The 22,896-nt window shown below is 68.8% G+C and carries 27 protein-coding genes; 12 read left to right on the top strand and 15 right to left on the bottom strand.

Annotated features, from left to right (window positions below; all coding sequences use genetic code 11):
• Positions 1-73: 73 nt before the first annotated feature.
• From CJ301_RS13670 to miaB, 6 genes are all read right to left on the bottom strand, one after another.
• Positions 74-991: a CBS domain-containing protein gene (locus tag CJ301_RS13670; RefSeq protein ID WP_099277947.1), complete on the bottom strand. Its 918-nt coding sequence runs from the start codon at positions 989-991 to the stop codon at positions 74-76.
• Entirely contained in the window at positions 975-1,544 is a 570-nt protein-coding gene (gene ybeY, locus CJ301_RS13665) for an rRNA maturation RNase YbeY (RefSeq protein WP_099277946.1), read from the bottom strand. The genes CJ301_RS13670 and ybeY overlap by 17 nt, the downstream gene beginning before the upstream one ends.
• A complete protein-coding gene (locus CJ301_RS13660; RefSeq protein ID WP_420215214.1) occupies positions 1,531-2,526 on the bottom strand; it encodes a PhoH family protein in 996 nt (331 codons plus the stop codon). The genes ybeY and CJ301_RS13660 overlap by 14 nt, the downstream gene beginning before the upstream one ends.
• Positions 2,527-2,714: 188 nt before the next feature.
• On the bottom strand, positions 2,715-3,014 hold the full coding sequence (locus CJ301_RS13655) for a hypothetical protein (RefSeq protein WP_099277945.1): 300 nt from the start codon (positions 3,012-3,014) through the stop codon (positions 2,715-2,717).
• A gap of 11 nt (positions 3,015-3,025) precedes the next feature.
• Complete coding sequence (locus tag CJ301_RS13650; RefSeq protein ID WP_099277944.1) at positions 3,026-3,601, bottom strand: OmpA family protein; 576 nt, start codon at positions 3,599-3,601, stop codon at positions 3,026-3,028.
• Positions 3,602-3,868: 267 nt separating this feature from the next.
• Positions 3,869-5,197, bottom strand: a complete 1,329-nt coding sequence (gene miaB / locus CJ301_RS13645; RefSeq protein ID WP_099277943.1) for a tRNA (N6-isopentenyl adenosine(37)-C2)-methylthiotransferase MiaB — start codon at positions 5,195-5,197, stop codon at positions 3,869-3,871.
• Positions 5,198-5,325: 128 nt separating this feature from the next.
• On the opposite strand from miaB, the gene CJ301_RS13640 reads away from it, so the two are divergent.
• Complete coding sequence (locus CJ301_RS13640; protein ID WP_099277942.1) at positions 5,326-6,234, top strand: glycosyltransferase family 2 protein; 909 nt, start codon at positions 5,326-5,328, stop codon at positions 6,232-6,234.
• A gap of 4 nt (positions 6,235-6,238) precedes the next feature.
• Here CJ301_RS13640 and CJ301_RS13635 read toward each other — a convergent pair whose 3' ends face one another.
• Positions 6,239-6,739 carry a YbjN domain-containing protein gene (locus CJ301_RS13635; RefSeq protein WP_099277941.1) on the bottom strand — a complete coding sequence of 167 codons (501 nt, stop codon included), beginning with the start codon at positions 6,737-6,739 and terminating at the stop codon, positions 6,239-6,241.
• 297 nt (positions 6,740-7,036) lie between these two features.
• On the opposite strand from CJ301_RS13635, the gene CJ301_RS13630 reads away from it, so the two are divergent.
• Positions 7,037-8,074 (top strand): M42 family metallopeptidase, encoded by a 1,038-nt coding sequence (locus CJ301_RS13630; RefSeq protein WP_099277940.1) that lies wholly within the window; start codon positions 7,037-7,039, stop codon positions 8,072-8,074.
• Between the two features lie 60 nt (positions 8,075-8,134).
• Here the strand turns inward: CJ301_RS13630 and CJ301_RS13625 are convergent, their stop codons facing one another.
• A complete protein-coding gene (locus tag CJ301_RS13625; RefSeq protein WP_099277939.1) occupies positions 8,135-8,383 on the bottom strand; it encodes an accessory factor UbiK family protein in 249 nt (82 codons plus the stop codon).
• A 129-nt stretch (positions 8,384-8,512) separates the two neighbouring features.
• On the opposite strand from CJ301_RS13625, the gene lgt reads away from it, so the two are divergent.
• The 4 genes from lgt (at position 8,513) to CJ301_RS13605 (ending at position 12,173) form a co-directional block, all read left to right on the top strand.
• Positions 8,513-9,406 (top strand): prolipoprotein diacylglyceryl transferase, encoded by an 894-nt coding sequence (gene lgt / locus CJ301_RS13620; RefSeq protein WP_099277938.1) that lies wholly within the window; start codon positions 8,513-8,515, stop codon positions 9,404-9,406.
• Entirely contained in the window at positions 9,403-10,464 is a 1,062-nt protein-coding gene (locus CJ301_RS13615) for a class I SAM-dependent methyltransferase (protein ID WP_099277937.1), read from the top strand. Before lgt ends, CJ301_RS13615 begins: the two co-directional genes overlap by 4 nt.
• Positions 10,461-11,228, top strand: coding sequence for a peptidoglycan editing factor PgeF (gene pgeF / locus CJ301_RS13610; protein WP_099277936.1), 768 nt, complete (start codon positions 10,461-10,463; stop codon positions 11,226-11,228). The genes CJ301_RS13615 and pgeF overlap by 4 nt, the downstream gene beginning before the upstream one ends.
• Before the next feature lie 261 nt (positions 11,229-11,489).
• Positions 11,490-12,173, top strand: a complete 684-nt coding sequence (locus CJ301_RS13605; RefSeq protein WP_099277935.1) for a Hint domain-containing protein — start codon at positions 11,490-11,492, stop codon at positions 12,171-12,173.
• A gap of 13 nt (positions 12,174-12,186) precedes the next feature.
• Here the strand turns inward: CJ301_RS13605 and CJ301_RS13600 are convergent, their stop codons facing one another.
• Positions 12,187-12,687 carry an Lrp/AsnC family transcriptional regulator gene (locus CJ301_RS13600; RefSeq protein ID WP_099277934.1) on the bottom strand — a complete coding sequence of 167 codons (501 nt, stop codon included), beginning with the start codon at positions 12,685-12,687 and terminating at the stop codon, positions 12,187-12,189.
• A gap of 196 nt (positions 12,688-12,883) precedes the next feature.
• On the opposite strand from CJ301_RS13600, the gene trxB reads away from it, so the two are divergent.
• The 3 genes from trxB (at position 12,884) to CJ301_RS13585 (ending at position 16,268) form a co-directional block, all read left to right on the top strand.
• Positions 12,884-13,906, top strand: a complete 1,023-nt coding sequence (gene trxB / locus CJ301_RS13595; protein ID WP_099277933.1) for a thioredoxin-disulfide reductase — start codon at positions 12,884-12,886, stop codon at positions 13,904-13,906.
• A gap of 11 nt (positions 13,907-13,917) precedes the next feature.
• On the top strand, positions 13,918-14,406 hold the full coding sequence (locus CJ301_RS13590; RefSeq protein ID WP_162620531.1) for an RES family NAD+ phosphorylase: 489 nt from the start codon (positions 13,918-13,920) through the stop codon (positions 14,404-14,406).
• A gap of 158 nt (positions 14,407-14,564) precedes the next feature.
• Positions 14,565-16,268, top strand: coding sequence for a bifunctional sulfate adenylyltransferase/adenylylsulfate kinase (locus CJ301_RS13585; RefSeq protein WP_099277931.1), 1,704 nt, complete (start codon positions 14,565-14,567; stop codon positions 16,266-16,268).
• 72 nt (positions 16,269-16,340) lie between these two features.
• Here CJ301_RS13585 and CJ301_RS13580 read toward each other — a convergent pair whose 3' ends face one another.
• Entirely contained in the window at positions 16,341-16,577 is a 237-nt protein-coding gene (locus CJ301_RS13580; protein WP_099277930.1) for a DUF1150 family protein, read from the bottom strand.
• Positions 16,574-16,993: an Hsp20 family protein gene (locus CJ301_RS13575; RefSeq protein WP_099277929.1), complete on the bottom strand. Its 420-nt coding sequence runs from the start codon at positions 16,991-16,993 to the stop codon at positions 16,574-16,576. The genes CJ301_RS13580 and CJ301_RS13575 overlap by 4 nt, the downstream gene beginning before the upstream one ends.
• Before the next feature lie 160 nt (positions 16,994-17,153).
• Here CJ301_RS13575 and CJ301_RS13570 point away from each other — a divergent pair, with 160 nt between their 5' ends.
• The 3 genes from CJ301_RS13570 to CJ301_RS13560 all read left to right on the top strand — a co-directional run bounded on the left by CJ301_RS13570 (position 17,154) and on the right by CJ301_RS13560 (position 18,996).
• Complete coding sequence (locus CJ301_RS13570; protein ID WP_099277928.1) at positions 17,154-17,372, top strand: YdcH family protein; 219 nt, start codon at positions 17,154-17,156, stop codon at positions 17,370-17,372.
• Positions 17,373-17,444: 72 nt separating this feature from the next.
• A complete protein-coding gene (gene purE, locus CJ301_RS13565) occupies positions 17,445-17,930 on the top strand; it encodes a 5-(carboxyamino)imidazole ribonucleotide mutase (protein WP_099277927.1) in 486 nt (161 codons plus the stop codon).
• Complete coding sequence (locus tag CJ301_RS13560) at positions 17,923-18,996, top strand: 5-(carboxyamino)imidazole ribonucleotide synthase (RefSeq protein ID WP_099277926.1); 1,074 nt, start codon at positions 17,923-17,925, stop codon at positions 18,994-18,996. Before purE ends, CJ301_RS13560 begins: the two co-directional genes overlap by 8 nt.
• On the opposite strand, the gene CJ301_RS13555 is transcribed toward CJ301_RS13560, so the two are convergent.
• The 4 genes from CJ301_RS13555 to CJ301_RS13540 all read right to left on the bottom strand — a co-directional run bounded on the left by CJ301_RS13555 (position 18,993) and on the right by CJ301_RS13540 (position 22,867).
• On the bottom strand, positions 18,993-19,838 hold the full coding sequence (locus CJ301_RS13555; RefSeq protein ID WP_099277925.1) for an NAD-dependent epimerase/dehydratase family protein: 846 nt from the start codon (positions 19,836-19,838) through the stop codon (positions 18,993-18,995). The two genes, CJ301_RS13560 and CJ301_RS13555, sit on opposite strands and share 4 nt — an antisense overlap.
• Positions 19,835-20,668: a glycosyltransferase gene (locus CJ301_RS13550; protein ID WP_099277924.1), complete on the bottom strand. Its 834-nt coding sequence runs from the start codon at positions 20,666-20,668 to the stop codon at positions 19,835-19,837. The genes CJ301_RS13555 and CJ301_RS13550 overlap by 4 nt, the downstream gene beginning before the upstream one ends.
• Complete coding sequence (locus CJ301_RS13545; RefSeq protein WP_099277923.1) at positions 20,665-21,885, bottom strand: NAD-dependent epimerase/dehydratase family protein; 1,221 nt, start codon at positions 21,883-21,885, stop codon at positions 20,665-20,667. Before CJ301_RS13545 ends, CJ301_RS13550 begins: the two co-directional genes overlap by 4 nt.
• Before the next feature lie 160 nt (positions 21,886-22,045).
• On the bottom strand, positions 22,046-22,867 hold the full coding sequence (locus tag CJ301_RS13540) for a deiodinase-like protein (protein ID WP_099277922.1): 822 nt from the start codon (positions 22,865-22,867) through the stop codon (positions 22,046-22,048).
• Positions 22,868-22,896 lie beyond the last annotated feature (29 nt).

Below are 22,896 nucleotides of genomic sequence, written 5' to 3'. Positions count from 1 at the left end.
GGCCCGCGGCCAGGGCCGGGCCGCGCGCCGCCACGCGGCGGGCCGCGCCCGCAGCAGGCTCGCCGTCATGGCCTCAGGCGTCCCGGCTCTCGGGCAGGCGGATGCGCAGCCGCTTGATCCGGCGCGGATCGGCATCGACCACCTCGAACTCGATCCCGGCCGGGTGCTCGATCACCTCGCCGCGCGCCGGCACATGGCCCGCCAGCATGGAGACGAGGCCGCCGAGGCTGTCGATCTCTTCCTCGTCGATCTCCTCATGCGCGGTCAGGTCCTGCCCGATCGCCCGCTCGAAGGTTTCGAGCGGCGTGCGCGCCAGCGCCAGCCAGACGCCGGGCTTTTCGCGCAGGAAGCTCTGCGCCTCGTCGATATCGTGCTCGTCCTCGATCTCGCCCACCACGGTCTCGATCAGGTCCTCGATGGTGACGAGCCCGTCGGTGCCGCCATATTCGTCGATGACCAGCGCCATGTGGATCCGCTCGGTCTGCATCTTCTGCAAGAGCACGCCCAGCGGCATCGAAGGCGGCACGTAGAGCAGCGAACGCAGCATGTCGCGCAGGCTGAAATCGGGCCGCTCGGGCACGAAGCAGTATTTGAGCGCGAAATCCTTGAGGTTCACCAGCCCGATCGGCGTGTCGAGCGTGCCGTCGAACACCGGGATCCGGGTCAGCCCGCTCTCGCGGAACACATCGATCAGCTCGTCCAGCGGGATGGTGACCGGCACGGCCGTGATATCGGCCTTGGGCACCATCACGTCCTCCACGCGCATGCGCCGCAGGTTCAGCATGCCCGGAACGGGCAGCACCTGCGCAAAGCTGCGAGAGGCCTCGACCGGCGGCAATTCGGTCTCGGGGGGATTGAGAACCCCGATGATGCGGCTGAAGAAACCGCGCCCCATGCCGTCCTCGGCGCTGGTGCTACTTGGCCCCTCGGAGCCATCTCCATCGGCGTCGCGGGTGGTCCCCGCCTCGGCCGTATCAAACGCGTCGCCCATCGTCTCCTTCCGGTGCTGCTGTCACTTCCGTGGCATATGGGTCCGCGACCCCCATCTTGCCAAGTATTTCCGTCTCGAGCCCTTCCATCAGCGCCGCATCCGGGTCGGTTTCATGGTCATACCCCAGCAAATGCAGGGTGCCATGCACCAGAAGATGGGTCACGTGATCGGCGGTTGTCCGCCCGCCCGCCTGCGCCTCGCGCGTGCAGGTCTCCCATGCGATGGCGATGTCGCCCAGCTCGGTCGGCCCCATGGGATCGCGCCGGGGGGCTTTCGGCCGGTCGCCGGGCCGGGCCGCGCCGCGCTCTTCCGAGGGCCAGCTCAGTACGTTGGTGGGCTTGGGCTTGCCCCGGAAATCGGCGTTGAGATCGGCGATCCGCGCATCCGAGCAGCCCAGAAGGCTGATCTCGAAGGCCGCGGGATCAAGGCCGATCCCCTCCAGCGCCGCGGCGCAGGCGGTCTCGGCCAGCGCTTCGAGATCGACCTGCTCCCAGCGGTGATCCTCGATCAGGCAATCGACCAGCGGCGGCCGCGCCGGGCTACGCGGTGCCATCGGCTTCGTAGGCGTCGATGATCGCCGCGACCAGCGGGTGGCGCACCACGTCGCGGGAGGTGAAGTAGTTGAAGCTGATCTTGGGAATGTTCTTCAGGAGCCGCTCGGCATCATGCAGCCCCGAGGTGACGCCGCGCGGCAGGTCGACCTGTGAACGGTCGCCGGTCACCACCATGCGGCTGCCCTCGCCCAGGCGGGTGAGGAACATCTTCATCTGCATGGTCGTGGCGTTCTGCGCCTCGTCGAGCACCACGAAGGCGCGGGAGAGCGTGCGGCCGCGCATGAAGGCCAAAGGCGCGATCTCGATCACCTTCTCCTCCATCATCTTGGCGGCCTGCTTGCCGGGGAGAAAATCGTTCAGCGCGTCGTAGAGCGGCTGCATGTAAGGGTCGACCTTCTCCTTCATGTCGCCGGGCAGGTAGCCGAGCTTCTCGCCCGCCTCGACCGCCGGGCGGCTCAGGATGATCTTGTCGACATGGCCCTGCAGGAACATCGACACGCCCACGGCGACGGCGAGATAGGTCTTGCCGGTACCGGCGGGGCCGATGCCGAAGCACAGCTCGTTGTCGAACAGCGCGCGCACATAGTCCTTCTGCGCCTCGGTACGCGGCTCGACGAGCTTGCGGCGGGTCTTGATCTCGATCCGTTCGGCGGCGGGGTCGGCCTTGAACAGGTCGATCTGGTCGTCACCGGCGGCGGGCGCCGTCTCGACCGCGCCCATGCGCACTTCGCGGTCCACATCCCCCGGTTCGACCGCCCGGCCCGCTTCGAGCCGCGCATAGAGCGCCTGCAGCACCCGCGCCGCGTCCGCGCTGGCCTCCTCGTCACCGATCACCGAGAGCCTGTTGCCGCGGCGCAGAATCTGCACACCGAGCCGCTCCTCGATGGCCGCGATATGGCGATCATGCTCGCCACAAAGATCTATCAACAGGAAATTGTTGGGAAACTCGAGGACTGTCTCGGTCGGGGTGGCGATGGACAAGCAGGACTCCTCATGCCGAATGGCGCCTATGCAGCAAGACAATGGTCGCAATTCGCGGGCGCGCGCGCAAGCGGCTGCCGGCGGATCGCTTGGCAAAACGCATCAGCCGCGCATCGGTTGCAGGCTCGAGACGCAGAAAGGGCCGCCCCTCGCGGCGCGGCCCCCTTCTTTCGCGTCACGCGGTCGCCCTAGAGCGGGTCCGGGATCGGCGAGCCCGACTTGAACGGCCCCACAGCCACATCGGGCTGCGCCACGCCCGAACAGACCGGAAGTCCGTCCGGCGTCAGCCGCTCGCTGAGATAGCCCTCGACGCCGTCATCGATGATCCAGTGATCGCAGCCATCGGGATCGACCCAGATCCCGGCCACCATGGTCGAGACGTCATGCGCATTGATGCCGCGATCGAACGACTTGTCGGCGCCGACCGGCGTGCAGGCCGCGGCGGAGCCGATGAGGCCGAGAATCGCGAAGCTCTTCAGGACAGTCATGATCTCGCTCCTCAGCGCAGGCAGTAGATTTCGACGCGGCGGTTGAGCTGCATGCCCGCCGCCGTCGCATTCGAGGCCTTGGGCTGCCGCTCGCCGAAACCGCGCACATCGACCACGCGCGCGCCGATGCCCTGCGCGACCTGCGCCACGGCGCGGGCGCGGTTGTTGGACAGGGTGATGTTGTATTCATCGCTGGCGCGGCTGTCGGTATGCCCGTAGATCAGGAAGCCGAAGGCATTGGCCTGGCTGAAGAACTGCCGGAGCCGCTCGCGGCCGGCGGCGGAGATGTTGTAGCGATCGGTGGCAAAGAGCGTATCGGTCGGCACGACGCCGCAGATCTCGGAGCGGTGGCAGACCGGGCGGCCGTCGCGCATCCGGCGCGGCCCCATGAAGCCTTCGGCCCCGTCGTCCATCGCCCAATGTTCGCAGCCATCGGGATCGATCCAGATCCCGGGGTTGTAGCGCTCCGCGGGGACGGTGCGGCTGTCTTGCGCGAACGCCGGCGCGCCCAGCGCCCCCAGCGTCAGCCCGATCGCCACGATCCCCCCGGCCGCGGCGCGCAACTTCGCCTTGATGAATGAAGCCACTTGTACTGATCCTTCTCGATACCGTCGGCAAGGGTGCTCGCCGTCGGCAGAAGGGCGAGCCTTGTCATCACAGTGTTAATGCGGATCATGGCCTTGGGAAGACCTTGGCAGGATTTTGCCGAGGCGGGCCGAGACAGTCGCGGCCCGGCATCCCCATTGTTGTCGGGGCGGCATCAAAAATGCGGCCCCGGGCGGCCGCGGGACGCGGCCTTGCCCGAATTTCGCCAGAATTCTCCGGGCCGGACCGGGCTGCGCCGGACCGGCGACTCAGCCGATCAATTCGCCCGACAGCGAGTTCGGACCCGAGGCGGTGATCCGCACCCGCGCGATCTCGCCGCGCATCGCCTCCGGCGCCTGCGCATGCACCGCGAAGAGATGCTCGGACTTGCCGACCATCTGGCCGGGCATGCGGCCGGGCTTTTCGAACAGCACGGTGGTCTCGCGGCCCACCATGGCCTCCTGCGCGGCGCGCTGCTGCTCGCCCAGGAGCGCCTGAAGCCGCTGCAGCCGCGCGTCCATCGCCTCGACCGGCACTTGCGTCTTGCGCTCGGCCGCGGGCGTGCCGGGGCGGGGCGAATACTTGAACGAGAAGGCCGAGCCGTAGCGGACCTCGCGCACCAGATCCATCGTCGCCTCGAAATCCTCATCCGTCTCGCCCGGGAAGCCGACGATGAAATCCGAAGTCAGCAGGATGTCGGGCCGCGCCGCGCGGATGCGCTCGATCAGCCGCAGATACTGCTCGGCCGTGTGCTTGCGGTTCATCGCCTTGAGGATGCGGTCCGAGCCCGACTGCACCGGCAGGTGCAGGTAGGGCATCAGCTTGGCCTCGTGCCCATGCGCCGCGATCAGCGCCTCGTCCATGTCGTTGGGATGCGATGTGGTGTAGCGGATGCGCTCCAGCCCGTCGATTTGCGCAAGCTGCCCCACCAGCGCCGCGAGGCCGCCCTCGGCCCCATCCAGATCGCCGTGCCAGGCGTTGACGTTCTGGCCCAGGAGCGTGATCTCGCGCACGCCCGCCTCGACGAGGTCGCGCGCCTCCGAGACGATCCGCGCCGCCGGGCGGCTCACTTCGGCGCCGCGGGTATAGGGCACGACGCAAAAGGCGCAGAACTTGTCGCAGCCCTCCTGCACGGTGAGAAAGGCGGTCGGCCCGCGCCGGGCCTTGGGGCGCGATTTCAGCGCCTCGAACTTGTCGTCCTCGGGAAAATCGGTGTCGACGGCGCGGCCACCCTGCCCCACCGCGCGCTCCATCTGCGGCAGGCGGTGATAGCTCTGCGGCCCGACCACCAGATCGACGAGCGGCATCCGGTTGAGGATTTCCTCGCCCTCGGCCTGCGCCACGCAGCCCGCCACGCCGATCTTCAGATCGGGCTTGGCGTCCTTCAGGGGCCGCAGGCGCCCGAGATCGGAATAGACCTTCTCCGCCGCCTTCTCGCGGATATGGCAGGTGTTGAGCAGCACCATGTCCGCCTCGTCCTGCACCTCGGTGGTGACATAGCCCGACGCGCCCAGCGCCTCGGCCATGCGCTCGCTGTCATAGACGTTCATCTGACAGCCATAGGTCTTGATGAAGAGCTTCTTGGGCGTCTGGGTCATCACCGCCATCCCTTTGCGTGATCAGGCGCGTGGTCTAGGCCAAAGGCACCGCTCTTGCAATGCGCCGCCCGCTGGGCAATGCCTGTGGGCGGCGCGGGGCCGAAGGCCCGAGCCGACAGGGAGGCGCAATGATCCACGACAGCCTTGAGCAGTTTCTCGCGGCCCTGCGCGCCGAGCGCCGCGCCCTGGGGCGCCGGGGGCCGGGGTCCGGCCAAGATGCGGCCTGCGGGCCGATGGCGCTCATCATGATCGAGGACGCGGCCGAGATCGAGACCACGCTGCGCCACCATCTCGCGTTGGGCTTCGCGCGGGTGGTCGCCTTCGCCCCGCCGGACCTGCCGCAGCCCGCCCTCACGGACCCCCGGCTCGACTGGGTCCGCGCCGACACCCGCAGCCCGTCCGCCGGGACCGACATCGTCAACGCCGTGATCGGGGCGGTCCCGGCGGGGCAATGGCTGTATTACTGCTACAACGCGGAATACCTGTATTTCCCGTTCAGCGAGGATCGCGGCATCGCCGAGCTTTGCGCCTTTCTCGCCGAGGAGCGGCGCGACGCGGCCGCCTGCGTCACCGTCGATCTCTATGCCAGGGACCTGACCGCCCATCCCGACGGGCTGTCGCGCGAGCAGGCGCATTTCGACCGGCTGGGCTATTTCGCCCATGGGCGGCGCGATGCGCAGAACCATCCGCTCGACCGGCAGGTGGACATCTTCGGCGGGCTGCGCTGGCGCTTCGAGGAGCATGTGCCGCCCGAGCGCCGGCAGATCGTTCGGGTGGCGCTGTTTCGCGCGGCCCGGGGGCTGAAGCTCGGCGAGGACCACCGCTTCGATCGCGCCGCCTATAACGAGATGCAATGCCCCTGGCACCGCTCGCCCACGGCGGCCATCTGCTCGTTTCGCGCCGCCAAGGCGCTGCGCCGCAACCCGGCCTCGCGCGACGTGATCGCCAGCTTCGACTGGGCCGGGGCCACGCCCTTCGAATGGCGCGCCCGCCAGCTTCTGGATCTGGGGCTGATGGAGCCCGGCCAATGGTTCTGAGGGCTCAGGCCCGCCCGTAGGCCTCTGCGATGGCGATCTGCATCGCCGCCTCGGGGGCGCGATGCGCCCATGAGACCAGCTGGAAGGCCGGGTAGAACCGCTCGCAGGCGTTGAAGGCGGCGTGGATCATCGTGTCGACCTGCTCGGAGCCCGCGATCTGCCCGCCCGACAGCACCAGCCCGTAGCGATAGGCCATCATCCCCTGATCGCCCCACCAGGCGAACCCGCCCGCCCAGCAGCAATCATTGATCCGGTTGATCAAATCGAGGATCTGCGGCAGCCGCGGCTCGGGCGGCTCCATCTCGAACATGCAGACCAGGCGCAGCGTCTCGTCGGCGGGCTGCCAGGCGAGCGTCACCGCATAATCGCGCCACTGGCCCTTCAGCGTCATGGCGATCTGGTCCTCGGCGACCCGTTCGACCGCCCATTCATGCAGGTCCGCGACCTGCTCGACCAGGTCGATCGGGTGGATCTCGTCTTCGAGATAGGACTCTGACAATGCCATGAACGGCCTCTTTCGCTTGCGGGTGACGGGTGCGGCGCATCCGCCCGGATCGGTGGCGACGGAGGTGCTTCCGTCGCGCTCGTCCCGGGTGTATATGGTGAGTCTTGGCCGAGTCGCTGTAAAGCCGTTTCTTGGGGATAATTGCCCCGATTCGTTCGATTCGGGAATCACCTCCGACATTTCTTGTGGATAAGCGAATCGGTGGGCCGAGCCGCCGCGCCGCGCGGTTGCCGTCGCGGGGGCCGTTGCACTTGCCCGCGCGCCGGGCCAGCCTTCGCGTCAAAAGCGGAGAGCCATATGAACACCGACCTACTCAAGCGCCTGTGCGAAACCCCCGGCGTGCCGGGCCATGAACACCGGGTGCGCGACCTCGTCGCCGCCGAGATCGACGGGCTGTTCGACCATGTCGAGACAGACCCGATGGGCAGCCTGCTCTGCCGCCGCGATGCAAGCGTCGAGGGTGCGCCCCGGATCATGCTGCTGTGCCACATGGACGAGATCGGCTTCCTGGTGAGCCATATCGACGAGAAGGGCTTCCTCTGGCTGCAGCCCGTCGGCGGCTTCGATCCGCGCAATCTCTTCTCGCGCCGGGTGCTGGTCTGCACCGATGCGGGCGACATCAAGGGGGTGATGAACCCCGGCGGCAAGCCGCTGCACATCTCCAAGCCCGAGGACCGCAAGAAGGTGCCCGATGTGGGCGAGTTCTTCGTCGATACCGGTCTTGGCGAGGCGGCCGCCGAAAAGGTCAAGGTCGGCGACATGGTGGTGATGGACGAGCCCTTCCTCGAGATGGGGGACAAGTTCGTCTCCAAGGCGCTCGACAACCGCGTCGCCTGCTGGCTCGGCATCGAGGCGATCCGCCAACTGGGCAAGAAGGGCCGCGGCGCCGAGATCCACGTCGCCTTCACCTGCCAGGAGGAGGTCGGCCTGCGCGGCGCGAAGACGGCCGCCTACAAGGTGCGCCCCGATATCGGCATCGGCGTCGACACCACGCTCGCCTGCGACACGCCCGGCGTGCCCGAAAAGGACCGCACCACCACGCAAGGCAAGGGCTTCGGCCTGCATCTGCGCGATGGCAGCTTCATCGCCGACCGCGATCTCGTCGTGGATATCGAGAAGCTGGCCGAGGAGCGCGGCATTCCCTGCCAGCGCACCCTGCTGGCCGCGGGCGGGCAGGATGGCGCCGCAGCGCAGCAGGCGGCGGCGGGCGCGCGCGCGGTGGGCGTAGTGGTCGGCACCCGCTACATCCACACCGTGACCGAGATGGTCGACCGCACCGACCTCGAGGCGGCGCGCGACATTCTCGCGGCCTATCTCGAAGGCTTCGAGGCCTGAGACGCGAAGGGGCGGCCTGCCGGGCCGCCCCTTTCACATCCGCCTGACGATGATGCGCCGTCAGTTCGAGGTCTTGGTCTCCAGCGCCACGATCCGCGCCTTGAGCGCCTCGTTCTCCTCGCGCGCCTTCTGCGCCATGGCGCGCACCGCGTCGAATTCCTCGCGCGTCACGAAGTCGCGCTCCGCGAGCCAGCGGTCGAGCATCGACTTCATGGCGTTGTTGGCCTCGTCCTTCGCGCCCTGCGCCACGCCCATCGCGTTGGTCATCAGCTGCGACAGGTCGTCGAAGATCTTGTTTTTCGATTGCATGGCGTCTCTCCGCTGTTTCGGGCTGGCTCCTATATGGGCGGTCGGGGCGGTCACGACAAGGCGAGGCCCCGCCCGCGGCGCGGGGCCGTGGATTGACAATCCGCCGGACAGAACCGCAGGTATCGCGCCATGAATGGCATCCCCTTCCCCGAGATCTCGCCCGAGGTCTTCTCGATCTCGCTCGGCGGGTTCGAATTCGCGCTGCGCTGGTACGCGCTGGCCTATATCGTCGGCATCATCGCGGGCTGGCGGATCTCCGTCGCGGCGCTCAGGCGGCCCGGCCTGTGGCCCGCCGACCGCCCCGCCATGACCCCGCCCGAGCTCGAAAACCTGCTGAGCTGGATCATCCTCGGCATCATCGGCGGCGGGCGGCTGGGCTACACGCTGCTCTACCAGCCCGGCTACTACCTGTCGCACCCATGGGAGATCCCCTTTTTGTGGCAGGGCGGCATGTCGTTCCATGGCGGCTTCATCGGCGTGATCCTCGCGATTCTGATCTTCGCGCGCCGCCACAAGCTGCCGCTGGGCGGCGTGGCCGACACCATCGCGCTCGCCACGCCCCCCGCGATCCTTCTGGGGCGGCTGGCCAATTTCATCAATGCCGAGCTCTGGGGCCGCCCGACCGACCTGCCCTGGGGCGTGATCTTCCCGGGCGCCGCGGCGCAGGATTGCGCGGGCGTGGTCGGCGCCTGCGCCCGCCATCCCTCGCAGCTCTACGAGGCGGGGATCGAGGGGCTGTTCCTTCTGGTGCTGTTCGTGCTGATGGCGTTCCGCTGGGGCGCGCTGAAGCGGCCATGGCTCCTGTCGGGCACCTTCTTTCTCGTCTACGGCATCGGGCGCTTCCTCGTGGAGTTCGTGCGCCAGCCCGACGCGCAATTCGTCAGCCCCGGCAACCCGCTCGGCCTCGCGCTGCATGTCGATGGCTGGGGGCTGACCATGGGGCAGATCCTGTCGCTGCCGATGATCCTCGCCGGGGTGGCGGTGATCGCCCATGCAAGACGCCGCCGCGCGGCCCCGGCATGACGGCGCTGCGCGAGATCCTGCTGCGGCGCATCGCGGCCACCGGGCCGATCAGCATCGCCGAATACATGACCGAATGCCTGCTGCACCCCGAGCACGGCTACTACACCACCCGCGACCCGCTCGGCGCGGAGGGCGATTTCACCACCGCCCCCGAGATCAGCCAGATGTTCGGCGAGCTGATGGGCCTTGCGCTGGCGCAGGCCTGGCTCGATCAGGGCGCGCCCGCGCCCTTCATCCTCGCCGAACCCGGCCCGGGGCGCGGCACGCTGATGGCCGACATGCTGCGCGCCACCGCCCGCGTTCCGGGCTTCCACGACGGCCTGCGCCTGCATCTCATCGAGGCCTCGCCCGCCCTGCGCGCCGCGCAGGCCGGGAAGCTGCCCCATGCCACCTGGCACGACCGGCTCGACCAGATCCCCGGCGACCTGCCGCTCTTCATGGTCGCTAACGAGTTCTTCGACGCGCTGCCGATCCGGCAATTCGTCCGCGACGGCGCGGGCTGGCGCGAGCGGGTGGTGGGTCGCGAGGGCGACGCGCTCGTCTTCGGCCTGACCGCGCCGGTGCCGCTGGCCGAGCTGGAGCACCGCCTCGACGACACCGAGGATGGCGACATGGTCGAGACCTCTCCCGCCCTGCCGGCGCTGGTAGGCGAGATCGGCGCGCGCATCGCCGCCAATGGCGGCGCCGCGCTGATCGTCGATTACGGCGGGCGCGGCGCGACCGGCGACAGCTTTCAGGCGGTGCGCGGCCACGAAAAGGTCGATCCGTTGGGCAGGCCGGGGCAGGCCGACCTCACGGCGCATGTGGATTTCGCCGCCCTCGCCCGCGCCGCCGCCCCCGCCGCCTGCGCCGGGCCGGTGCCGCAGGGCGTGTTTCTCGAACGGCTCGGCATCACCGCGCGGGCGCAGGCGCTGGCCGCGCGGCTCGATGGCGCCGCACTCGAAGCCCATGTCGCCGCGCATCGGCGCTTGACCCACCCGGCGGAAATGGGCGACCTGTTCAAGGTAGCCGCACTTCATCCGTGCAACATGCCGCCGCCACCCGGAACCGAGACGTGAACGCAGCCACACCGCTCGACATCATCACCTCCCAAAGCCTCGCGCCGCTGCGCCACGGCTTCTTCGGCCGCGCGGGGGGGGCCTCGTCGGGCGTCTTCGCCGGGCTCAACTGCGGGCCGGGCAGCTCGGACCAGCACGAGGCGGTTCGCATCAATCGTGGCAAGGTCGCGCAGGCGATGGGCGTCGTGCCCGAGGCGCTGATCGGTGTGCACCAGGTCCATTCGGCGGATGTCGTCACGGTGGACGCCCCCCTTTCCGACAAGCCGCGCGCCGACGCGCTGGTCACCGCCACGCCGGGCCTCGCGCTCACCATCCTCACCGCCGATTGCCAGCCCGTGCTTTTCGCCGATCGCGAGGCGCAGGTGATCGGCGCGGCCCATGCCGGGTGGAAGGGCGCGCTGGCGGGCGTGCTCGACGCGACGATCGACGCCATGGTGGCGCTCGGCGCCCGGCGCGAGCGCATCCATGCCGTGATCGGCCCCTCGATCAGCCAGCGCTGCTATGAGGTCGGCCCCGAGCTGCTCGAGGCCTTCATGGCCGAAGATCCCGGGGCGGGGCGGCATTTCGCCCAAGGCAAGGGCGACCGGCTGCTGTTCGACCTGCCGGGCTTCGGCCTAGCCCGCCTGCACGCGGCCGGGATCGCCTCGGCCGAATGGACGCGGCATTGCACCTATTCGGACCCCGACCGCTTCTTCAGCTATCGCCGCGCCACCCATGCGCGCGAGGCCGATTACGGACGGCTGATCGCGGCGATCCGGCTCTGAGCCTGTCGGGCATGGCGTTCCATCGCCGCGCCGAAACAGACCGTTTCGGGCCGGGTCTTTGACAGACGCCCCCGGTGGCCCCATCTTGGCACGCGTAATCCATCATCTTCGGATGTTGTCGGTGGGGGCCGACAGCCGATGTGACGACCGAAAGGTAATCGCATGGCCATGCCCTTGCTGCCCCAGACCGTACCGGCGCGCGCCGGCGCGGCGCTTCCCGCACTTGCCTGTGATACGTCTCCGAGACCAAATCACGGCCTGATGCGGCGCATCGAGATCCTCACGCTCTGCCCGAACCATCCCGGCGACATCGTCGAGACGACGCGCCGGGTGCCGGCGATCCCGATCTTCGAGGAGGCCGTCGCCGCCTTTGCCCGCGGCGCGCAGATCCCGACCGAACGCGGCCTCGTCGCGGTCGAGGACCTGCTGCCCGGCGACCGGGTCAGGACCGTGGATCGGGGCTTTCGCACGCTCTTGTGGCGCGGCGCGACGACGCTGGTGGCGGGCGTGGCGGGCCAGTCGCCCGAGATGGGGCGGCTGACGCGGATCTCGGCCGATGCGCTGGGCATCGCCCGGCCGATGCATGACCTCGTGCTCGGGCCGATGGCGCAGCTCGTGCGCCACGGCGCCGCGATCGAGCGGATCACCGGGCACCGCGCCGCGGCCCTCCCCGCGCGCGATCTCATCGACGGGATGGGCGTGGCCGAGCTGGCCCCGCCTTCCGCCGTGGCCGTGTTTCATCTCGGTTTCGAGCGGCACGAACGCCTGCTCGCCAATGGCGTCGAGATCGCGAGCTATCACCCCTGCCCGACGCAGCTCGCCCGGCTCGCGCCCGAGCAGCGCGGCCTGTTCCTGTCGTGTTTTCCGCATCTGGACCGGATCGAGGATCTCGGCCCCCCTGCCCTGCCCCGCGTGCGGCTGGCCGAGCTCGACATGGTCGCCTGAGCGGCCCCGCGCCTCAGGCCTTGCGCGCCAGCCGTGCCTCCAGCACGTCGAAGGGCACGCCCGGCTCGGCCTTGGCGTTGCGGATGACGAGCGAGGTCTTGACGCTCGCCACGTTGGGCGCGGCCGTCAGCTCGCCGGTCAGGAAGGACTGGAAGCTGCGCAGGTCGGGCGCCACGCATTTGAGGATGAAATCCACCTCGCCATTGAGCATGTGGCACTCGCGCACCAGCGGCCAGCCGCCGCAGCGCGCCTCGAAGGCCGACAGCTCGGCCTCCGACTGGCTCACCAGCCGCACCATGACGAAGACCGACACGTCGAATCCCAGCTCGCGCGGGTCCACGTCCGCGTGGTAGCCGCGAATGTAGCCCTGCTCTTCGAGCGTGCGCACCCGCCGCAGGCAGGGCGGCGCGGAAATGCCGACGCGGCGCGCCAGCTCCACATTGGTCATCCGGCCATCGGCCTGCAGCTCGGCCAGGATCATCCTGTCGATCTCGTCGAGTTTCGCCCCGGGCATCATCGTCTCCGTGAATGTTGCGTCCGACCTAGGCGCTCCGCGCCCCAAGCGCAAGAATATTGCGAACGCGCGCAACATTGTGACCCGGCCCGTGACGTCGCTGCCGCTTCGTCTTCGCACCGCGCCCACCGGGGGTTTGCACCGACAGGGACAGTGGCTATATGCAGCCGACTTCAGGCTTGCAAGGGGATGTCCCATGACCACGCGCCGCGACACCAGGGTTCTCATCATCGGTTCGGGGCCCGCGGGCTACACCGCCGCGGTCTATGCCAGCCGCGCGATGCTGAAGCCGATCCTCGTGCAGGGGCTCGAGCCGGGCGGCCAGCTCACCACCACCACCGATGTCGAGAACTGGCCCGGCGACGCGACCGTGCAGGGCCCCGAGCTGATGATGCGGATGGAGGGCCATGCGCGCGAGATGGGCGCGGAGGTGATCACCGACATCATCACCGATCTCGACCTTTCGAAGCGCCCCTTCGTCGCCCGCGGCGACAGCGGCACCGAATACGTGGCCGAGGCGGTGATCCTCGCCACCGGCGCGCGCGCCAAGTGGCTCGGCCTGCCCTCCGAGGAGGCCTTCAAGGGCTTCGGCGTCTCGGCCTGCGCAACCTGCGACGGCTTCTTCTACCGCGGTCAGGAGATCGTCGTGGTCGGCGGCGGCAACACCGCCGTGGAGGAGGCGCTGTTTCTGACCAACTTCGCCTCCAAGGTCACGCTCATTCACCGCCGCGACGAGCTGCGCGCCGAGATGGTGCTGCAAAAGCGCCTGTTCGAGCACCCCAAGGTCGAGACGCTGTGGCATCACGAGATCGAGGAGGTCGTGGGCGACGACACCCCCAAGGGCGTCAGCGGCGTGCGCGCCCGGGATGTGCGCAGCGGCGAGATCACCGAGATCCCGGCCAAGGGCGTGTTCATCGCCATCGGCCACGCCCCCGCCTCGGAGCTGGTCAAGGACCAGCTCGAGACGCAGCATGGCGGCTATGTGAAGGTCGAGCCGGGCTCCACCCGCACCTCGATCCCCGGCGTCTTCGCCGCGGGCGACCTGACCGACCATGTCTACCGCCAGGCCGTGACCTCGGCGGGCATGGGTTGCATGGCGGCGCTCGATGCCGAGAAGTTCCTTGCCGAGCATGGCAACGCCGCCGAAGTCGCGGGCCATTCCAAGGACGAGACGCTGCCCTTGGGCTACGGCGCACCCGAGGCCGCCGACGCCAAGTGACGAGAGCGGCGGTGCATGTCCGCCCCTTCGCGGGTCGGCTCTGGCGCATCTGCGCCGAAGGCGCCGACCCGCTCGCTCTCGTCGGCTCGCCCATGGGCCGCTTTCACCATGACGGGCAGCCCGCGCTTTATGCCTCGCTGAGCCCCGAGGGTGCGGGCGTGGCGCTGGCTTCGTACCTGACCCCGAACGACCCCGCGCGGTGGATCTGGCCGCTGCAACTGGCAGTGCCGGCCCTGGCGGATCTGCGCGATCCCATGGCCTGCGCGGCGCTGGGCGTCGATCCCCGGGATCTCGTGTCGCGCTGGGCCGAGGCGCGGGCCGAAGGCCGCGCGGTGCGCAGCTGGCAGCTGTCCGACCGGATGCGCGCCAAGGGGCTGGACGGTTTTCTCTACCCTTCGCGCAAGTCGCCCGAGCATGGCCATGTGGCTTTGTTCGGGACAACGGGGCTGCGCAAGGCCGGCCCACCGCGCCGATGGGTTCCGCCTGCGCCCGATTGCTAGGCGAAGCGTTCGCCGTGGCGGGCCCGGCATGCCGGTCTGTTCCCCAAGCCCTGCCTTCGGTGGAAAACGGTTCGTTTCTCCTGTCACGACACTTGAATAGTGGCTTCGGCGCGGTCTAGGAGCGGCATCAGTCCCCCGGCCCCTGGAGAATTGTTTTGATGGCCTCGAACCTCGCCCCGATCCCCGAACTCTACGTCTCGTACGAGTCCGCCCAGAAGCTCAAGGTCGAGGCCGGCAACCTCATGTCGCACGACCTGACGCCGCGCCAGATCTGCGATCTCGAGCTTCTGATGAATGGCGGCTTCAACCCGCTCAAGGGCTTCCTCACCGAGGAAGACTACGACAGCGTCGTCGAGACGATGCGCACCAAGGATGGCGCGCTCTGGCCGATGCCGGTCACGCTCGACGTTTCCGAGAAATTCGCCGAGACGGTCGAGCTGGGTCAGGACATCGCCCTGCGCGACCAGGAGGGCGTGATCCTCGCCACCATGACGGTCACCGACAAGTGGGAGCCCAACAAGTCGCGCGAGGCCGAGAAGGTCTTCGGCGCCGACGATTCCGCGCATCCGGCGGTGAACTACCTGCACAACCATGCTGGCAAGATCTATCTTGGCGGCCCGGTCACCGGCATCCAGCAGCCGGTGCATTACGATTTCCGCGCCCGCCGCGACACGCCCAACGAGCTGCGCGCCTATTTCCGCAAGATGGGCTGGCGCAAGATCGTCGCCTTCCAGACCCGCAACCCGCTGCACCGCGCGCATCAGGAGCTGACCTTCCGCGCCGCCAAGGAAGCCCAGGCCAACCTGCTGATCCACCCGGTCGTCGGCATGACCAAGCCGGGCGATGTCGATCACTTCACCCGCGTACGCTGCTACGAGGCGGTGCTCGACAAGTACCCCTCCTCGACCACGCATCTGTCGCTGCTGAACCTCGCCATGCGCATGGGCGGCCCGCGCGAGGCGCTGTGGCACGCGATCATCCGCAAGAACCACGGCCTCACGCACTTCATCGTCGGCCGCGACCATGCCGGCCCGGGCAAGAACAGCCAGGGCGAGGATTTCTACGGCCCCTATGACGCGCAGGAGCTGGTGCGCCAGCACCAGGAGGAGGTCGGCATCGAGATGGTCGACTTCAAGCACATGGTCTATGTGCAGGAGAAGGCGCAGTACTACCCGATCGACGAGGTGCCCGAGGGCTCGACCGTGCTCAACATCTCGGGCACCGAGCTGCGCCGCCGCCTTGCCGAGGGGATCGAGATCCCCGACTGGTTCTCCTTCCCCGAGGTGGTCAAGGAGCTGCGCCGCACCAAGCCGCCGCGCGCCAAGCAGGGCTTCACCGTGTTCTTCACCGGCTTCTCCGGCTCGGGCAAGTCGACCATCGCCAACGCGCTGATGGTCAAGCTGATGGAGATGGGCGGCCGGCCGGTGACGCTGCTCGACGGCGACATCGTGCGCAAGAACCTCTCCTCCGAGCTGGGCTTCTCCAAGGAGCACCGCGATCTCAACATCCGCCGCATCGGCTATGTGGCGAGCGAGATCACCAAGAATGGCGGCATCGCGATCTGCGCGCCGATCGCGCCCTATGCCGCGACGCGCCGTGCCGTGCGCGAGGACATCGAGAACTTCGGTGCCTTCATCGAGGTGCATGTCGCCACCTCGATCGAGGAATGCGAGCGCCGCGACCGCAAGGGGCTCTACAAGCTCGCCCGCGAGGGCAAGATCAAGGAGTTCACCGGCATCTCGGACCCCTACGACGTGCCCGAGAGCCCCGAGCTGCGGGTCGAGACCGAGGGCACCGATGTCGACAACTGCGCGCATCAGGTGATCCTGAAGCTCGAGCAGATGGGCCTGATCGCGGGCTGATCGCACCACCGACAAGCGAAAGGCGCGCCCCGCGGGGCGCGCCTTTTTCGTTGCCGTATCGTTGCTGGCCGCTCAGTGCAGCGTCACGGGCTGCATGTCGTGCTGGCGCGCCAGGGTGAAGGCGAGGCCGCGATCGGCCACGAGGGCGAGCTGCTGGCCATCGCTGTCATGCACGGCGAAGAGCACCTCGAGGCCATCGGCCTGTTCGCGCACTTCCTCGGGCAGATCGGCCACGCTGACCGGTTTGACATAGACGAGCCGGCTTTCGTCGTCTTCCGAGAGCTTGTGGTGGCGGAATTGCGTGTTCATTTTCCACTCCTCTTGATGCGGATCGTCTGCACGACGCTGTCGGCGGGCTGACGGGACAGGTCGATATGCAACAGGCCGTTCTCCATCACCGCGCCGCTCACCTCGACGCCGTCGGCGAGCACGAAGCTGCGCTGGAACTGGCGCGCGGCGATGCCGCGATGCAGGAACACCCGCTCCTCGGCGGCGTCGGACTGGCGTCCGCGCACCACGAGCTGGCTGTCCTCGACCGTGATCGACAGGTCGCCTTCGGCAAACCCGGCCACGGCAAGCGTGATCCGGTAGGAGCGATCCGAGGTCTGCTCGATGTTATAGGGTGGATACCCGTCTCCCGACGCCTTCGCGGTGCGTTCGACCAGCCTTTCGAGCTGTTCGAACCCCAGAAGGAAGGGGTGCGTCCCCAGTGTGAGCTTCGTCATGCGACATGTCCTCTTGCCCAAGCGACCGTCCGTCAGCGACCCCGGCAATCGGCAGCCGCCTGACCCTCAATATGGGAGGCGGAATTCCGCCTTGCAAGTGCCGGGGCTAGGCGGCGCCGGGTGCAACTTCTATGATGGCCAAAAGACATGGGGCAGCTGCATGAACAACTCGGCGAAAATGGATGAGGACGAGGTGCTGCGGGTGGAGCTCGAAGTGCTTCGGCGCGAGCATCGCGACCTCGACGAGGCGATCGAGGCGCTCGAGGCGCGCGGCGGCGCCGACATGCTGCAGCTGCGCCGGCTCAAGAAGCAGAAGCTGATGCTCAAGGACAAGATCGCCCGGATCGAGGACCGCATCTTTCCCGACATCATCGCCTGAGCGCGCGATCCGCTTGCCGTCGCGTCCCGCCCCGGTGTAACCCCGCCCCAACGGCAGCGAAGGGAACGGCGGATGGGCGCGAAGATCGGCATCATCATGGGCAGCCAGTCGGACTGGGCGACGATGCGCGAGGCCGCGCAGATGCTCGACGAGCTGGGCGTGGAGCACGAGACGAAGATCGTCTCGGCGCACCGCACCCCCGACCGGCTGTGGGACTATGGCAGATCGGCGGTGGAGCGGGGCCTGCAGGTCATCATCGCGGGCGCGGGGGGTGCGGCGCATCTGCCGGGCATGATGGCGTCGAAGACGCGCGTGCCGGTGATCGGCGTGCCGGTGCAGACCCGGGCGCTGTCGGGCGTCGACTCGCTCTATTCCATCCTGCAGATGCCGCGCGGCTTTCCGGTCGCCACAATGGCGATCGGCGCGCCGGGCGCGGCCAATGCCGGGCTGATGGCGGCGGGCATCCTCGCGCTGCAGGACCCCGCCCTCGCCCAGCGTCTCGACAATTGGCGCGCCGCGCTTTCCGCCTCCATCCCCGAGGAGCCCTCCGATGACTGACGCGCTCGCCCCCGGCTCGACCATCGGCATCCTGGGCGGCGGCCAGCTTGGCCGGATGCTCGCCGTCGCGGCCTCTCGGCTCGGCCTGAAATGCCATGTCTACGACCCGGCCCCGGACGGCCCCGCCGCCGAGGTGTCGGCCCGGGCCACCACCGCCGCCTGGGACGACGAGGCCGCGCTCACGGCCTTCGCCGAAGCCGTCGACGTCGTCACCTACGAGTTCGAGAACGTGCCCGCGGCCTCGCTCGACCTGATCGAGAGCATCGTGCCGATCCGCCCGAACCGCCGGGCCCTGGCGGTGAGCCAGGACCGGATCGACGAGAAGGATTTCCTGCGCGATCTCGGCCTTGCCACCGCGCCCTATGCCATGGTCGACGACGCCGCCTCGCTCGATGCGGCGCTGGAGCGCATCGGCGCGCCCGCGATCCTCAAGACCCGCCGCTTCGGCTATGACGGCAAGGGGCAGGCGCGGATCATGGCGGCGGAGGACGCCGCCGCCGCACTCGCGGAGATGAACGGCGCGCCCGCCATCCTCGAAGGCTTCGTCGAGTTCTCCCACGAGGTCAGCGTGATCGGCGCGCGCGGGCTCGACGGGGCGGTCGCCTGCTTCGATCCGGGCGAGAACCGGCACGAGGACGGCATCCTGCGCGAGACCACCGTTCCGGCGCGGCTTTCGGCCTCGCAGCGCACCGATGCGGTGCTCCTGGCCGCGAAGATCCTGACCGAGCTCGATTATGTCGGCGTCATGGGGGTGGAGCTTTTCGTCACGCCCCAAGGCCTCGTGGTCAACGAGATCGCGCCGCGGGTGCACAATTCGGGCCACTGGACGCAGGATGGCTGCCTGATCGACCAGTTCGAACAGCACATCCGCGCCGTGGCGGGCTGGCCGCTGGGCGACGGGGCGCGGCACTCGGACGTGGTTATGGAGAACCTGATCGGCGACGATATCGACCGGGTGCCGGAGATCGCCGCCACGCAGTCGGCGCTGCATCTCTATGGCAAGGCCGAGGCCCGTCCGGGCCGCAAGATGGGCCATGTCAACCGGCTCACCGGCCCGGCGCGCTAGAGCATCGCGCGCAGCGCGGCGTCGAGCCCCTCCTCCCCGCGCGGCCGCCAGCCCAGGCCCCGCAGCCGGTCGCAGCGCATGGCGCTGACGCGGGCGGCGTCGGCGCGCGCGGGCAATGCCGGGCTTTGCCCCGTGATCCGCGCGATGCGCGCGAGCAGGTCGCGCCGGTCGAGGATGATGTCCGAGGCATTGAAGCTGCGTAATGCCAGCGCCGCCTCCGGCGCCTCCAGCAAAAGCGCCACGGCGGCGGCGAGGTCGTCGCCATGCAGCTCGGTCGCCACGCGCGGCTCAATCTCCTCGCCCGCGAGGAAAGCGCCGAACAGCCCCTCCCACTTGTGGCCCTCGCCCGGGCCGTAGATGCCGGTGGCCCGCAGGCTGGCGGTGGCGAAACCGGACCGCGCCAGCGCCGAGAGCCCCTGCTCCACCTGCCACTTCATCTCGCCATAGAGCGTATCGGGGCGGGGCGGCAGGGTCTCGGCCAGCACCGTGCCGGGCGGGTAGTCGCCATAGACCGCGCGGCTCGACAGGAACACCGCGCGCGACAGCCCGGCGCGGCGGGCTTCCTCGAAGAGCCTGAGAGAGCCGTCGCAATTGCGGGCGAGAAACCCCTCCGGGTCGTCGCCCTCGCCGCCGCGGTAGCGCCCGGGCGCATGGCTGAAGGCCGCGTGCACCAGCGCCTCGCAGCCCGCGAGCGGCGCCGCCTGCCCCAGCGCCCATGGCCGGTGTTCATGCCCCTCCACGGACCGCCGCCCGAGCGCCACCACCTCGTGGCCGCGCGCGGCGAGGCCTGTGAGCAGGAACCGCCCCACCAGCCCGGACGCGCCGGTCAGCGCCAGCCTCATGCCGGGTCCGGCAGATCGGCGAGATCGGGCACCGGCCCGTCGCCCGCATAGGCGCGCCACAGATTAATCAGCACCCGCAGCCGGTCGGATTTGGCGTGGTCCTGCCACGGCTTCTCGTACTGGAAATGCAGCACCTTGATCTGCTCCCACCTCCACAGCTCCGGCAGGTTGAACCAGACATATTGCAGCATGTTGCAGGTCACCGGCAGGCCGTGCCAATCGGGGAAGACCTCCTGCAGAAAGGTCTGGTCCGTGCGCCGCCAGAAGGCGCCGGGCGCGTCGAGACGCTCCAGCATGGCCTCAAAGGTCACCGGATCGGGCCGCGCGGTGAAGACGCCCGAATTCATCCGATGGAAATCGGCGAGGCTCTCATAGACATTCGGCGCGGCGCAGAACTCGGGGTAGTCGAAGAGGCTGTCGATATTGCGCAGCACCAGCGTGTCGGCGTCGAGGAACACCACGCGGTCATAGTCGAGTTGCCACAGCCTGAGCTTGGCGAAATTGTCCAAGGGCGTGTGGAAGGCGGGCTTCTCGCCCTTGGTGAAGGGGGCCGCGCCATGCAGCGCCTCGCGCGCATGGGCGGCGTTGAAGGCGTCGCTCGTCGGCAGCAGCTCGGTCGCCACCAGCCGCGCGCCACGCGCCCTGAGCGGCGCGAGATCGACCTCGCCCACGCCGCCGGTATGCAGCACCACGAGATCCGCCGTCGTCCCGGTCAGCCGCAAGGAGCGCAGGAGCGCCCCCGCGCCCCGCGCGAAATCGGCATTGGTGACCAGCGTGACATAGGCCCGGCGGCTCTGCGCCGGGCCTTCCGCTCTCAGCCCCTCGCTCACGAGACGGTGCGCAGCGCCCGGCCCTCGGGGTCGCGCTCGACCCGCGCGCCGAGATCGCGGGTCCAGGCGGAGACGGCCGGCACGCGGCTCCGGTCGATGCGGTGCGCGTATTTCTTCGCCACCTCGACCACCTCGTCCAACAGCCCCTCCTGCAGGGTGATCGGATCGAGGCCCAGCTTCAGGAATTTCTCGTTCTTCACCACGAGGTCGTTCTCCTCGGCCTCCTTGCGCGGGTTGGGCAGGTAGGCGATCTCGGCCCCGGTCTTCTTCGCCACCAGCTCGGCCAGGTCGCGCACGCGGTGCGTCTCGGTCATCTGGTTGAAGATGCGCACCCGTTCGCCCGATTTCGGCGCCTCATTCAGCGCCAGCTCGATGCAGCGCACCGAATCCTGGATATGGATGAAGGCGCGCGTCTGACCGCCGGTGCCATGCACCGTGAGCGGGTGGCCGATCGCCGCCTGGATCAGGAAGCGGTTGAGCACCGTGCCGTAATCGCCGTCGTAATCGAAGCGGTTGATCAGCTGCTCGTGGCGGCGGGTCTGGTCGGTATGGGTGCCCCAGACGATGCCCTGATGCAGGTCGGTGATCCTGAGCCCGTCATTCTGGGCATAGAACTGGAACAGGATCTGATCGAGGCTCTTGGTCATGTGATAGACCGAGCCGGGTTTGGTCGGGTAGAGGATCTCCTGTTGCGCCTTCTCGCCCGAAAGCGTCTCGACCTCGACGTCGAGATAGCCCTCGGGGATCGCCGCGCCGACGCTGGAATAGCCATAGACGCCCATGGTCCCGAGATGCAGCAGATGCGCATCGATGCCGGTCTCGACCAATGCCGCGAGCAGGTTGTGCGTCGCGTTGGTGTTGTTGTTGACCGTATAGACCTTGTGGCGGTCGGACTTCATCGAATAGGGCGCGGCGCGCTGCTCGGCGAAATGGATGACGGCGTCGGGCTTCTCCTCGGCCAGCCAGGATTTCAGCCGCTCGTATTCCTTCGCGAGGTCGATCAGGTGGAAATTGAGCCGCCGCCCCGTCACCTCGTGCCAGATCCGGCAGCGCTCCTGGATCGAATCCATCGGGGTGAGCGACTGCACGCCCAGCTCGGTGTCGATCCAGCGGCGGCTGAGATTGTCGAGAATGTGGATCTCGTGGCCCTGCTCGGACAGGTGCAGGCAGGTCGGCCAGCCGACGAAACCGTCGCCGCCGAGAATCGCGATCTTCATGTGATGCCTCCGGTTCATGCTGGCCCCGGCCTGGCAGGCCGGCATGACGGGCCCGTGACAGGCGGCGGGGCCGGTCGGCGCGCATAATGCATGGCCCATGGCAGAGCGCCACCCCGTCCCGGCGGTATGTCGCCGGAGCGGGGTGGCGCGGGCCCTGCCCCTAGCGACGGCGCTTGGGCTTGCGCGCCGAGGACAGCGCGCCGATCAGCGCCGTGGCGCCGAGCCCGATCGTCGCGGCCGCGGCGGCGGTGCGCCAATGCGGCGGCAGCGGGCGGTAGAGATCGGCGATGCGCGCCAGCGCCGCGACCGGGGGCGCCGCCTTCCACAGATCGGCCTCGGCCCGCTTGCCCGAGCGCTGGGTGACCTCGCGCATCACGCCGATGCCCGCCGCCATCGGCTTGAGCCGGGACGTGCTCTCGCGTTTCTTCGGCATCCGGCCCTTCGACACCGCCTCCAGCGCATCGGCGAGGCTTTCGTCATCGCCCGCCCAGAGACCGCGATAGACCACCGTGCCCTCCCGGTCGGTCAGCCAGACCGCGTTGGGCTTTTCGTCGAGCTGCTTGTGCAGCGTGCCTTGGGTGTCGTCCACCGCCACGGCCCAGGGCAGGCTGTCGCGCTCCTTGAGGATGCGGGCGTTGCGGATCTTGGCGTCCATGTCGTGCGGCTGATCGAAGCGCTCGCCGGGATGCGCCTCGCGCACATGCAGCATGACGAAGACGACCTGCCCGCCATAGCGGCGGTGCAGCTTCTTCATCGCGGGGTTCGAGGCCGCGGTCATCGGACAGGTATAGGAGCCGGTGACCAGCAGCATCGGCTTGTTGCCGGTGATGGCGTGGCTGCGGATGCGCCCGCCGGTGGCGGCGGGCAGGTCGAAGACCGGCAGCCGGTCGCCCGGCCCCGGCGTGCCGGGGCGGAACGCCATGTCCTTGTTCAGGGTGCTGGCCTGGACGTGGTCATAGACATAGTCGCTGGTCGAAGTCATGTTCGTCTCCGCGTCTGGTGTGTCATCTG

Source organism: Limimaricola cinnabarinus (genome assembly GCF_002723615.1).
Taxonomy (GTDB): Bacteria; Pseudomonadota; Alphaproteobacteria; order Rhodobacterales; family Rhodobacteraceae; genus Limimaricola; species Limimaricola cinnabarinus_B.
This window is presented reverse-complemented; position numbering and strand designations above follow the sequence as displayed.

What these genes read in the sequence shown, in the direction of transcription:
- CJ301_RS13625 (WP_099277939.1), bottom strand. Translation starts at nt 8,383, where the DNA reads ATGCAATCGAAAAACAAGATCTTCGACGACCTGTCGCAGCTGATGACC.
- CJ301_RS13555 (WP_099277925.1), bottom strand. Translation starts at nt 19,838, where the DNA reads ATGAGGCTGGCGCTGACCGGCGCGTCCGGGCTGGTGGGGCGGTTCCTG.
- CJ301_RS13615 (WP_099277937.1), top strand. Translation starts at nt 9,403, where the DNA reads ATGACGGCGCTGCGCGAGATCCTGCTGCGGCGCATCGCGGCCACCGGG.
- CJ301_RS13540 (WP_099277922.1), bottom strand. Translation starts at nt 22,867, where the DNA reads ATGACTTCGACCAGCGACTATGTCTATGACCACGTCCAGGCCAGCACC.
- lgt (WP_099277938.1), top strand. Translation starts at nt 8,513, where the DNA reads ATGAATGGCATCCCCTTCCCCGAGATCTCGCCCGAGGTCTTCTCGATC.
- CJ301_RS13635 (WP_099277941.1), bottom strand. Translation starts at nt 6,739, where the DNA reads ATGGCATTGTCAGAGTCCTATCTCGAAGACGAGATCCACCCGATCGAC.
- CJ301_RS13605 (WP_099277935.1), top strand. Translation starts at nt 11,490, where the DNA reads ATGCGGCGCATCGAGATCCTCACGCTCTGCCCGAACCATCCCGGCGAC.
- CJ301_RS13570 (WP_099277928.1), top strand. Translation starts at nt 17,154, where the DNA reads ATGAACAACTCGGCGAAAATGGATGAGGACGAGGTGCTGCGGGTGGAG.
- CJ301_RS13575 (WP_099277929.1), bottom strand. Translation starts at nt 16,993, where the DNA reads ATGACGAAGCTCACACTGGGGACGCACCCCTTCCTTCTGGGGTTCGAA.
- CJ301_RS13640 (WP_099277942.1), top strand. Translation starts at nt 5,326, where the DNA reads ATGATCCACGACAGCCTTGAGCAGTTTCTCGCGGCCCTGCGCGCCGAG.
- miaB (WP_099277943.1), bottom strand. Translation starts at nt 5,197, where the DNA reads ATGACCCAGACGCCCAAGAAGCTCTTCATCAAGACCTATGGCTGTCAG.
- CJ301_RS13630 (WP_099277940.1), top strand. Translation starts at nt 7,037, where the DNA reads ATGAACACCGACCTACTCAAGCGCCTGTGCGAAACCCCCGGCGTGCCG.
- ybeY (WP_099277946.1), bottom strand. Translation starts at nt 1,544, where the DNA reads ATGGCACCGCGTAGCCCGGCGCGGCCGCCGCTGGTCGATTGCCTGATC.
- trxB (WP_099277933.1), top strand. Translation starts at nt 12,884, where the DNA reads ATGACCACGCGCCGCGACACCAGGGTTCTCATCATCGGTTCGGGGCCC.
- CJ301_RS13580 (WP_099277930.1), bottom strand. Translation starts at nt 16,577, where the DNA reads ATGAACACGCAATTCCGCCACCACAAGCTCTCGGAAGACGACGAAAGC.
- CJ301_RS13585 (WP_099277931.1), top strand. Translation starts at nt 14,565, where the DNA reads ATGGCCTCGAACCTCGCCCCGATCCCCGAACTCTACGTCTCGTACGAG.
- CJ301_RS13545 (WP_099277923.1), bottom strand. Translation starts at nt 21,885, where the DNA reads ATGAAGATCGCGATTCTCGGCGGCGACGGTTTCGTCGGCTGGCCGACC.
- purE (WP_099277927.1), top strand. Translation starts at nt 17,445, where the DNA reads ATGGGCGCGAAGATCGGCATCATCATGGGCAGCCAGTCGGACTGGGCG.
- CJ301_RS13655 (WP_099277945.1), bottom strand. Translation starts at nt 3,014, where the DNA reads ATGACTGTCCTGAAGAGCTTCGCGATTCTCGGCCTCATCGGCTCCGCC.
- CJ301_RS13670 (WP_099277947.1), bottom strand. Translation starts at nt 991, where the DNA reads ATGGGCGACGCGTTTGATACGGCCGAGGCGGGGACCACCCGCGACGCC.
- CJ301_RS13600 (WP_099277934.1), bottom strand. Translation starts at nt 12,687, where the DNA reads ATGCCCGGGGCGAAACTCGACGAGATCGACAGGATGATCCTGGCCGAG.
- CJ301_RS13560 (WP_099277926.1), top strand. Translation starts at nt 17,923, where the DNA reads ATGACTGACGCGCTCGCCCCCGGCTCGACCATCGGCATCCTGGGCGGC.